11 protein-coding genes and 1 rRNA gene are annotated in these 9,983 nt (G+C 38.2%); 7 read left to right on the top strand and 5 right to left on the bottom strand.

Features of this window, described 5'->3' with window-relative positions:
* The first annotated feature begins 118 nt into the window (after nt 1-118).
* Together rrf and FCS21_RS14080 are read left to right on the top strand one after the other, a co-directional pair.
* Nucleotides 119-233 (top strand): 5S ribosomal RNA (gene rrf, locus FCS21_RS14085).
* A gap of 219 nt (nt 234-452) precedes the next feature.
* Nucleotides 453-1,637: a hypothetical protein gene (locus FCS21_RS14080; protein WP_138624173.1), complete on the top strand. Its 1,185-nt coding sequence runs from the start codon at nt 453-455 to the stop codon at nt 1,635-1,637.
* 99 nt (nt 1,638-1,736) lie between these two features.
* Here FCS21_RS14080 and FCS21_RS14075 read toward each other — a convergent pair whose 3' ends face one another.
* Nucleotides 1,737-2,690: a histone deacetylase family protein gene (locus tag FCS21_RS14075; protein ID WP_138624172.1), complete on the bottom strand. Its 954-nt coding sequence runs from the start codon at nt 2,688-2,690 to the stop codon at nt 1,737-1,739.
* 2 nt (nt 2,691-2,692) lie between these two features.
* Nucleotides 2,693-4,576, bottom strand: coding sequence for a GNAT family N-acetyltransferase (locus tag FCS21_RS14070; RefSeq protein ID WP_138624171.1), 1,884 nt, complete (start codon nt 4,574-4,576; stop codon nt 2,693-2,695).
* A 192-nt stretch (nt 4,577-4,768) separates the two neighbouring features.
* On the opposite strand from FCS21_RS14070, the gene FCS21_RS14065 reads away from it, so the two are divergent.
* The 4 genes from FCS21_RS14065 (at nt 4,769) to FCS21_RS14050 (ending at nt 7,091) form a co-directional block, all read left to right on the top strand.
* Nucleotides 4,769-5,404 (top strand): sulfotransferase, encoded by a 636-nt coding sequence (locus tag FCS21_RS14065; RefSeq protein ID WP_138624170.1) that lies wholly within the window; start codon nt 4,769-4,771, stop codon nt 5,402-5,404.
* A gap of 221 nt (nt 5,405-5,625) precedes the next feature.
* Nucleotides 5,626-6,198, top strand: coding sequence for a tRNA-(ms[2]io[6]A)-hydroxylase (locus FCS21_RS14060; RefSeq protein WP_138624169.1), 573 nt, complete (start codon nt 5,626-5,628; stop codon nt 6,196-6,198).
* A gap of 77 nt (nt 6,199-6,275) precedes the next feature.
* Complete coding sequence (locus FCS21_RS14055; protein WP_138624168.1) at nt 6,276-6,653, top strand: acyl-CoA thioesterase; 378 nt, start codon at nt 6,276-6,278, stop codon at nt 6,651-6,653.
* Between the two features lie 93 nt (nt 6,654-6,746).
* The gene (locus FCS21_RS14050) at nt 6,747-7,091 is read left to right on the top strand and encodes a YajD family HNH nuclease (RefSeq protein ID WP_138624167.1); all 345 of its coding nucleotides are present in this window, start codon (nt 6,747-6,749) and stop codon (nt 7,089-7,091) included.
* A gap of 86 nt (nt 7,092-7,177) precedes the next feature.
* Here the strand turns inward: FCS21_RS14050 and FCS21_RS14045 are convergent, their stop codons facing one another.
* On the bottom strand, nt 7,178-7,378 hold the full coding sequence (locus FCS21_RS14045; RefSeq protein ID WP_138624166.1) for a hypothetical protein: 201 nt from the start codon (nt 7,376-7,378) through the stop codon (nt 7,178-7,180).
* Nucleotides 7,379-7,419: 41 nt separating this feature from the next.
* On the bottom strand, nt 7,420-8,589 hold the full coding sequence (locus FCS21_RS14040) for an MFS transporter (RefSeq protein WP_246047267.1): 1,170 nt from the start codon (nt 8,587-8,589) through the stop codon (nt 7,420-7,422).
* Here FCS21_RS14040 and FCS21_RS17060 point away from each other — a divergent pair.
* On the top strand, nt 8,588-8,743 hold the full coding sequence (locus tag FCS21_RS17060; protein ID WP_246047265.1) for a hypothetical protein: 156 nt from the start codon (nt 8,588-8,590) through the stop codon (nt 8,741-8,743). The genes FCS21_RS14040 and FCS21_RS17060 overlap by 2 nt on opposite strands.
* A 30-nt stretch (nt 8,744-8,773) precedes the next feature.
* Here FCS21_RS17060 and FCS21_RS14035 read toward each other — a convergent pair whose 3' ends face one another.
* Nucleotides 8,774-9,592 carry a ribonuclease H family protein gene (locus FCS21_RS14035; RefSeq protein WP_138624164.1) on the bottom strand — a complete coding sequence of 273 codons (819 nt, stop codon included), beginning with the start codon at nt 9,590-9,592 and terminating at the stop codon, nt 8,774-8,776.
* Nucleotides 9,593-9,983 lie beyond the last annotated feature (391 nt).

Genomic DNA, 9,983 nt, shown 5'->3' with positions numbered 1-9,983 from the left:
TGAAGACTGACAAAGACATGAAAATGTAAAATCACGTACTGCGTGTTACTTGACTAAAGAAAACCAAACGATATTTATCGCTCAATGAGCAAAGCTTTCCAAGATTGTCCCCTTTTTGTTTAGCGACAATAGCGCTGTGGCCCCACCTGAACCCATTCCGAACTCAGAAGTGAAACGCAGTTGCGCCGATGGTAGTGTGGGAGTTCCCATGTGAGAGTAGGACATTGCTAGACTTCTAATTTAGTTTAGAAGATTAACCGCAATAGCGCCGATGGTAGTGTGACTTATGTCACAGTAAAGTCCATGTGAGAGCGTAGCGAAAAATTCTAGACTTACAATTTGTGCTAAAGCACTAAAAAGCCCGTAGTTTACGCTACGGGCTTTTTGCATTTTAACGTTACTATAACTATTGTTAAATACTTTAAACTATTCTTTTGGAGCAGCACTAAGCTATGAGAAAGCTATTATCTTCACCTGTTAACATGGCCTTAAATGATGCTGAAAATGCTATCTATCAAAATGCGTTAAAATATATCACGCCACTGAGTTTAAATTTAATGGCGGTTAAAGTAGAGAACCGGCCTAATGACTTTTTAGGTTGGTGTGCAGAGTTATTAAAAATTTGTCGTCATGGCGTTAATAAAGATTTACTTGATAATGAACAAGTGACGCCATTAAGTAAACTAGATACTATTCTTGTTCAAGGCGCGAGTATTAGTCAGCTTAAAATGTTAAGAATTGCACCTTGGCCTATTTATACTGCTTTTATTGAACAGCAAAGTGAGTTACATGCAGTTGATGAGCGATTATTACTTCTGGATTACCTAGATAACATAAAAGATAAAACGCTAAGTGAAATGAGCGATAACGATCGTTTAGCCTTTGCAGGTAAACACACTAACAGTCATCACCATACGCAATTTAATTTTGATGTTGAGTGGTTTGCTAGTACAAAAGGTGCAAAAACGTTTCATACTTTGTTAATTGAACAACCAGAAAGTTTTGATAAAGCTCTAGCTCATATTCCCCTTGTTGGTGATGTAACACCGGACCAATATCGTCACTTTGTTGATGATTTTAAAGCTATTTTTAGTAATTATACCCAAGATAAGCCTGCAGGTGAAAAAGCGCCGCTTGTTGCTGCAACGCGTTTGTTAACTATGCGTCGTCCTGATCAATTTATTGCATTAACTAATGCTAAAATTGATGTGTTATGTCAGGGGTTATCTATTGCTAAGTTTAACGCGTTTGATTTTGAAAGCTATTGGCAAGATATGATAGGAACACTGCGTACTTTTGCTTGGTGGCATCAAGCAGAGCCAGAAAATGAATATGAGTTAACGCTATGGCGTGCCCGCGCAGCATTAATTGATGTGTTTTTATTTGTTGATGAAGATTTTGCCTTAGGATCTAATTATTTACGCATCAGAGATAAAAGCGTGGTGGCGAGCGAGCGTATTTATAAATCAAAAATGAAACGGACTAAGCTGACACCAGAAGAGTTGGTCGATCAAGCATTAGCAGCTGATGATATGCCTGAGTATATTAGAGTAAAACGCGATACTATTTTAAGAGAAGTGAAAACCGGTAAAACCGTTGAACATGTTATTGGTTTAATGAGAGCTATTTTTGGTTAAACTGGTTATTAAGCTGTAGTTAAGCCTTTTATAAAAACGGTAAGTATTTATACTTACCGTTTTTTCGTATCATGGCTTAAAATAAAAGTATGACCACTATTAGTTACCAATTAAGCCATTAATATGAGCGACGACACTTCGTCCTAAAGCACTTGGCGCGTAACCACCTTCAAGCACCGATACGATACGACCTTCACCGTATTCATTGGCAATGATTTTTAGTTCATCGGTAATCCAACGATAATCGATTTCAGTTAAGCTAACTTGTGACATATCATCTTCAATATGGGCATCAAAGCCTGCTGAAATAAGGATTAACTCGGGTTTGAATTTGTGTAATGCCGGTAACCAGTGCGCGGTTATTTTTTCTTGAAATTGCTCACCTTTCGTTGTTGCCGGTAATGGCGTATTGATAATGGGGGGCGTGTCGCTTTCTTCTATTTCAAAGGGATACAGGGGATATTGATAACTTGAACAAAACAAGTAACCTTTATCATCTTCAGCTGTCGCTTTAAAGTGATTCTTTATAATATCTTCAGTACCATTGCCATGATGGACATCAAAATCGACAATAGCGACGCGTTTTAAACCGTACTTTTTCTTAGCATAAGCCGCGGCTACCGCGATATTATTGAAGAAACAAAAACCCATACCTTTATCATGCTCTGCATGATGACCAGGCGGCCGAGTTGTACAAAAAGCTGCACTGAGAGTTCCTTGCATCACTAAATCAATAGCGTCAACAGCAGCCCCAGCAGAATATAGAATAGAGGTAAGTGTTTTACAGTTCATTATAGAGTCCGGACCTATAGTGAAATTTTCTTCTCCCTCTTGAGGGGCATTATCAAAAACAAAATCTATATGTGCTTGAGTATGCGCTAAAGCTAACAGACTTTTATCGATTGGCTTAGAATCAAACTGGCGGACGACATAATCTAACCCACTTCGAATTAATTGATCTGAAATAGCGGTTAAACGTTTACCATTTTCAGGATGATGATCCCCCATGTCATGTTCACCGCAACGATAGTGTCCTATAATTCCTACTGGCATAATTATCCCTTATTTTCTTTATTTATTTCAGTAACTACTGTTTCAGATTCTATTAACGGTAGTTTTAAACTTACTTCATCAAAATCTTCACTTGGTTGACGGATAAAGCCAGAGCGTTCAAAAACTTTTAACATTGAGGCATTATCTCGGCGCACACAGGCGACTAAACTATCAAGTTTACGTATTTTAGCAATGGCAATCATTTCAGCGAGTAAGGTTGTTGCCATACCACGACCACGTAAGCTTTCTTTAATAACAAAAGCCACTTCACCACTATTGATGCTTTCAATATAGTAATAACGTGCCACCGCTTGTATGGCTTCACCTAAATAATCATTTTTAGTAAAGCATAAAGCAAGATCAACGTGTTGGTTAACACTAACTAAGTTACAAGACTTTTCTCGAGTCATTTGGGTGATGTTATGGTTGTAACGCATCATGAGGGTTTCTTTATTGTGAGAATAGAAAAACTCTTGTAATTTTCGTTCGTCAGCCGGTGCTAAAGGGCGAAGAATATAATTAATATTATCAAAATGAAAACGCTTCATTTCGATGGTACCTAATTCAGGTACTGAGCTTGGAGAGCTTTCTTGATACTCAGGTACCCAATAATGCTTGCGTACTTCACTGAGTAACTTATCTCTAAACTTAGGATGAGCAATTCTAATTAGCTCCAAAGCACGCTCGCGAATACTTTTACCTTGTAGTGAGGCAATACCAAACTCAGTGATCACGTAAGAAACATGACCACGTGAGGTTACTACGCCACCGCCCTCGGTAATATGTGGCACAATACGAGATATTGTGCCATCTTTGGTGGTTGAAGGGAGTGCTATAATTGGTTTTCCGCCCTTACTGAGTGAAGCACCTCTTACAAAATCGACTTGGCCGCCAATACCACTATAAAATTGATAGCCGATTGAGTCAGAAACTACTTGCCCGGTTAAATCGACTTCAATGGCGCTATTTATAGAAACCATGTTATCGTTTTTAGCAATTTTAACTGGTGAGTTAACGTGCTCAGACGGGTAAAATTCGATATGTGGGTTACCATTAACATAATCGTACACTTTTTGGGTACCGATACAAAAGGTTATTACCGCTTTACCTTTATGATACGTTTTTCTGCGGTTATTAATGACCCCTTTAAGCATTAAATCAATAACGCCATCAGAAATCATTTCACTATGGATACCAAGGTCTTTATGGTTACCTAAATAGCGCAATACCGCTTCAGGAATCTTGCCTATACCTATTTGCAGGGTAGCACCGTTTTCAATTAGCATAGCAACGTATTGACCTATTTGTTCAGTACGGCGATCAACTTCTGGTGGTGGCACTTGAGGGAGTTCTTGTTCAGCATTTATCCATGCATGAATTTGATTTACATGAACAAAACTATGTCCATTAGTGCGTGGCATTTTCGGGTTTATTTGAGCAATAACATACTTAGCGGCTTTAAGCGCTGAAGAAACAATATCAACACTAACCCCTAATGAACAATAGCCATATTCATCAGGAGGACTGACCATGATAAGCGCAGCGTCAAGTGGTAAGCTATTTTCTGCAAATAACCGTGGTACATCGGAAATAAAGCAAGGGGTATAGTCACCGCGACCTTCGGCAATAGCTTCACGAATATTTTTACCACCAATAAATAAGCTATTTACTTTAAATAAATCTTTATGCTCAGCTTTAGCCCAAACATTGTCAGATAAGGTTAAAATGTGAACCGTTTCAATATCATGTAGCCCTTGGCTATTAGCTATCAAGTCGTCTATTAAAGCATTAGGTACCGCGGCGTGAGAGCCAATGAAAATTCGATCTCCAGACTTTAAGTAATCTCCCCACTTGACACTATCACGTTGCTCATCTTGTGCTGTCATTGAATATTCCTTAGGCTATTTTATTATTTAATAAATGTATCTATGTGGCATGTGCTGCTATTCATTGCTATGTGTTTAGTATGCTCTAATACATAAGGTATTTATTGATCGCTGTCAAATGTTGGTATGTTAAATTAACAAATACGTTATAATTAATTGTTTTTATCACTCTTATTTAAAAGGCCTTACTTAGTGTCGCTAGAAAAAATATTTATTATTGGTTTACCCAGAACCGCAACGACCAGTGTTTGTTTAGCTATGTTAGAACAGGGTTTTAAAACCGCTCACAACGCCTATACGCAAGATGCTTTTACTCAGGCGCAAGTGTTAGCTGATACTCCTATTTTTTGTGATTATCAGCTACTTGATAAACACTTCCCAAACAGTAAATTTATTTACTTAACACGTGACCCCGCACGTTGGATCCCCTCAATTAGGCAGTTACTACAACGTATGATGGTTAATCTTCAGCGAACAGATGGAGGTTTTAACCCTTATTTAAAGCGTTGTTATAATCAGGTATTCTCGCCACTTAACGACGATAACATTAATAGCGATGAATTTTTACAGCAGTGTTATCAGCGTCATCAACAAGGGATTGAAGAGTATTTTAAAAAAAGATCTCAAGATTTACTCACGATTGATGTGAGTGAAGAGGGGAGTTACCTTCGCTTGTTAGCTTTTCTTAATATTGATAGCGCTAACGCTAGAGAAGGTGGCTTTAAGCAAATTAATATTGGCGGTAAAGTAAAAGCTTGGCAAGATCTTAATAACGCTTTAAAAGTAGAGTCGACTAATAAAGGCAAAATTGATAAGCAGCTTTATTAATAGTTCACCTTAAAATGACTATTTTAAAGTGAACACTTTGAAGTAAGCACTTTAGCGTGGTAACTATTGTAGAGTGAAAGGTTCGCAGGTAAAATTACGATATTACATTAACTACATCAAGTTAATTACGGCACGTTAAGTTGTATTATTTTAACTTAATGACGCTAACGTTGCTTAAAGTCATTTTTATCAGGTAAATATTACCTTAGAGAGTCATATCTATGTTTGAGTTAAAACACCACACTGGCCAAGATTGGGTTGATGCTGTTATGGCAGACTTCAACCGTTTTTTACAAGACCATGCTGCCGCGGAGAAAAAAGCATCAGGCATGGCAATGGCTATGTTGTCTCATTATCCTGATAAAGCTAAATTAGTACGTGCAATGACGGACTTAGCCATTGAAGAATTGATTCACTTTAAACAAGTATTAAAGTTACTTGTTGCTCGAGATGTTACCTTAGGCCAAGACAAAAAAGACCCTTACATTACTCAAATTCGCGCCTTATTTCGTAATGGCACTAGCTATTTTTTAATGGACAGATTATTGGTTGCAGCGGTTATTGAAGCGCGCGGCTATGAGAAGTTTTGGTTAGTCTCACAAGCTTTACCGCCAGGTAAGGATAAAGATCTTTATGTCGCTATTGCTAAATCAGAAGAAAAACATAAAAATTTATTTGTTGAACTCGCTTATGAGTACTGCGATAAAGCAGAAGTTGATCAGCGTTTAGAAGAGATTCTAGTTGCTGAAGCTGAAATTTGTGCGGGGTTACCTATTCGCGCAGTACTTCACTAACCAGGTATTTAAGTAAGGCTTCTTAGCAAGACTTATCTACTCTAGCTATTTAACTAAAAATTCATTAAAGGTTTATTATGCGCTTTCTTTCTCGTCGTCTTGTGATGCCAAACGATTTAAATTATGCGAACTCTCTCTTTGGAGGACGCGCGCTTGAATGGATTGATGAAGAAGCCGCCATTTACGCTATCTGTCAATTAGAAACGAACTGCTTAGTGACTAAGCATATTGGTGCGATTAGTTTTGAGTCAGCTGCTATGCAGGGAGATGTGGTTGAGTTTGGCTTAGAAACTAAAAAAGTAGGTCAAACTTCAATTACTGTGACCTGTTTAGTACGTAATAAAGCAACTAAAAAAACCATTTGTTTGGCTGATGACATAGTGTTTGTTCAAGTAGACGCACAAACGCGACTACCTATACCACATGGAAAAACACTCGCACAATTAACGGTGTAACATGTCCGTACTGATACATTTGTCGCTACTATTGCTAAGCAGCAAGCTTAGCAATACACTAGCTTTATTATTTACTTATTGTCTTAAATTATTATGTCTTCAGATCGCTTTGGCACCAGTGCCAATTATAAACAACAAGAAAAAGGTTATCGTGACCGAGCATTAAAACTATATCCTTGGGTTTGTGGCCGTTGTGCCCGGGCTTTTGAATATTCTAATTTAAAAGAGTTAACCGTACATCACGTTGATCATGATCATACTAACAACCCAAATGATGGTAGCAACTGGGAATTGTTGTGTATTTACTGTCATGATAATGAGCATGATAAGTATACTGATCAAGCTAGATATCAACGTGAAGTAACTGCGGGTGATAGTAATCAAGAAAGTGCGACTTATAATCCCTTTGCTGATTTAAAATCAATGTTAAAAAAATAGTCATCATAGCTTGATGAAACCCTAGCCTTGCCGCTGGGGTTTCATTACTGACCACTATATTATGACTATTACGTTAACCCCTTGCGTTATGCTTCTGTTGTTAAATAACGTTGATACGTCGCAATAGCAAAAAATCGAATAGACTTTTTCAGTTTTATTTTTTTCGCAATCAATAGCTCTCCACAATAAATTTTAACCACTTGTTTTTCACCGTTACTATCGGTTTCATAATCGTGGTTTTTGTTTAACCTAAGGTTATCAAATTCAGTTTTCATTATGAGCTTCATTTTTTCCCCTAATGCTATGCGCAGTGTTGATATATAACAATCTAATTGTTATTAGTTGCCACTAAAGAGCGTTTTGTATCGTGTCGATGGTAAAAGTAAAAAACAGTAAAAAGTACTAAAATAAAAGGCAAGCTAATGAGTACCACCCAATGCCAACCGGCGGTAAATAATATCCATCCCGCTAATAGCGAAGCCATTGCTTGAAAACCAAATAGCACAAAGTCATTAGTCGCTTGTACCTTATGACGTTCACTGGCGCGATAGCTTTGTGGTAACAAAGAGGTGCCGGTTAAGAATAAAAAGTTCCAGCCTATACCTAGTAACATAAGTGCCCACCAGTAATGCATGACTTCATGTCCAGATAACGCGATAACAGCAACGGCACTATAAATTAACGCGCCCATTAACATCAGACCTTTTAACTTTAACTGCTTAATAAGCCAAGGGGCAACCAGAGAAGGCAGATACATGGCTGCAGTATGTGTTTGAATAACCCATTTTGTTTCTTGTAGGCTATGTCCTTGCATATGGTGCATGCTAATCGGGGTCGCGGTCATTAAGTAGCTCATTAAGGCAAAACCTATTGCAGCGGTGCAAAGCGCAATTAAAAATATTGGTTGCTTGATGATCTCTGTTAAATCACGTGCTTCACCAACAACAATAGCCGTTTTCATGGTAGGGTTCTTAAAGAACAACATCACTAGCATAGCGCCACAAACCAGCATTGCTAACAGTAGAAAAGAACCTGCATAACCGTAAGGAGATACGAGTAAGTCTTTACCAACGACAGCAATTTCAGGACCTAAAAATGCCGCGAACACACCACTTAGCATCAAAATAGCTAATGTTTTTGGAATATCTTCTTCATTTACGCTGCTTTCAATAGCAGCAAAGCGCAATTGTTGATTAAAGCCACCGCCAACACCGATGAGTAAACTAGCAAAAACAAATAGCTCAAAGCTAGCTATTTTTAACGCGAAAATAGCAATAAGTGCGGCGGTTAATGCACAGCTAAGCCCAGTGTAAACTGCAAATTTCCGACCTTTTTTCTTCGCCAGCATAGCAGCAGGGACAACACCGGCTGCCACACCTAAAATCATTAAGGTAAGGGGCAGCGTTGCGAGAGTAGGGGTACTGGCTATTTGACTTGAGACTATACCACCAATAAAAACAATCACGGGTGCTGCAGCCATGATCAAAGGCTGTGTCATGAATAACAGCCAAATGTTTTTCGGTAAGGTAAATACGCGAGAAAGTATAAAGGCAGTTAATACTAACAACGCGAGTGTAATGATGATGTTTATTGGCATGCTATTTTTATCAGGTAAGGAAGTATTATGTACATGGATGCTGTTAAAACAATAGCTAAACTGATTGTTTTAACCCTGTAAGCGTTTAACCAGAGTCCATAGCAAGAATAGCTTTTATGTTAATTGCCTCACTGTAGCGGATCATACTTTTTTGCTGTTGCTGCCTTGCTAGTACCGCCATTCTGTCAGCGAGCTCATTACCCTCTATATTGGCGTGACCTTTAACATGGCGAATAGCAATTTTAGTGTGCATGGTTTTATAAAGAGCATAACACTGCTGTATTAGGGCGAGGTTTTTAATTTCTTCGCCTTTACCGCGGGTCCAGCCTTTTGCTTGCCAACCTTTGGCCCATTTAGTAATAGCGTCGATAGAGTATCTAGAGTCAGATAAAATACTAATGCTTTGTTCACTATTTTTATCGATAAAGTGTTGTGCCAGTTGAAAAGCAGAAAGCAAACCATTTAACTCAGCCGTATTGTTTGTACCATTAGCAAGGTGCAAGCCGTAATACAAAGAGGTGACCTTACCTTGTTCGTAAACAGCAAGTCCGGTACCTGATTTACCTGGGTTAGGTGAGCAAGCACCATCACAATATATTTCAATATCACTCGGGCCATTAGGGCTGATAGTTGCTGCTTTTGCACTAGTACTTTTACCGGCTGTTTTACTTGCTACTTTACGATTAGATACCGGCGCAGTAGCTGTAGCACTATTTTTACTTAATGAGCGCTTCATTAAAGCCTTAGTATAAGTTGATGCAAAAGCCTGTTCGGCCTCACTTTTAGATTCAAAACCCATGTATTGCGCGTCTGAGCGACCTGCAGTGTGCTTTTGTACTTCTGGCCAGGTGGTAAATATGCCCGTTTGAGCACCTTTCCATATAACGTAGAATTTTTTACTCATAAATTAATAGTTAACTCTTGTTGCTAATAGAGGTTGAATAATAAAGATATTTAATAATAAACTTCTTATGATGATTAAAGGATGTTGATTTTTTGAGTATAATTTTTTGAATTAAAGACGTTTTTAGCGGGTCTCTTCGGACAGCGTTTGTTGGTCATCTTTATGCTGTTATCACCTTTTTATCGCCAGTAACCACAGGAAAAGGCACTGCCTTGTATAAATACCCAACAAAAAGCTGAAAAAAATCTCTAAAGATCAACAGCCCCATTATCAGCAATAAAGTAATGCTTAGCTAGTGAAAAAGGAAAAAACGAAAGGATGTTACATTAATTCATCACTTATAGTTAACCATGCATTGGGCTAACCATTGTTGGCTAGGAGGATAGTAACG

Origin of the sequence: Colwellia ponticola, from assembly GCF_005885605.1 — a bacterium.
GTDB classification, from domain to species: domain Bacteria; phylum Pseudomonadota; class Gammaproteobacteria; order Enterobacterales; family Alteromonadaceae; genus Colwellia; species Colwellia ponticola.
Note: the sequence above shows the minus strand (reverse complement) of the source record. Positions and strands in the feature narration are given on the sequence as shown.

Bases quoted from the DNA above. Each gene is read 5' to 3' on its own strand.
- FCS21_RS14080 (WP_138624173.1), top strand. From the start codon at position 453: ATGAGAAAGCTATTATCTTCACCTGTTAACATGGCCTTAAATGATGCT.
- FCS21_RS14075 (WP_138624172.1), bottom strand. From the start codon at position 2,690: ATGCCAGTAGGAATTATAGGACACTATCGTTGCGGTGAACATGACATG.
- FCS21_RS14070 (WP_138624171.1), bottom strand. From the start codon at position 4,576: ATGACAGCACAAGATGAGCAACGTGATAGTGTCAAGTGGGGAGATTAC.
- FCS21_RS14060 (WP_138624169.1), top strand. From the start codon at position 5,626: ATGTTTGAGTTAAAACACCACACTGGCCAAGATTGGGTTGATGCTGTT.
- FCS21_RS14055 (WP_138624168.1), top strand. From the start codon at position 6,276: ATGCGCTTTCTTTCTCGTCGTCTTGTGATGCCAAACGATTTAAATTAT.
- FCS21_RS14050 (WP_138624167.1), top strand. From the start codon at position 6,747: ATGTCTTCAGATCGCTTTGGCACCAGTGCCAATTATAAACAACAAGAA.
- FCS21_RS14045 (WP_138624166.1), bottom strand. From the start codon at position 7,378: ATGAAGCTCATAATGAAAACTGAATTTGATAACCTTAGGTTAAACAAA.
- FCS21_RS17060 (WP_246047265.1), top strand. From the start codon at position 8,588: ATGAATAACAGCCAAATGTTTTTCGGTAAGGTAAATACGCGAGAAAGT.
- FCS21_RS14040 (WP_246047267.1), bottom strand. From the start codon at position 8,589: ATGACACAGCCTTTGATCATGGCTGCAGCACCCGTGATTGTTTTTATT.
- FCS21_RS14035 (WP_138624164.1), bottom strand. From the start codon at position 9,592: ATGAGTAAAAAATTCTACGTTATATGGAAAGGTGCTCAAACGGGCATA.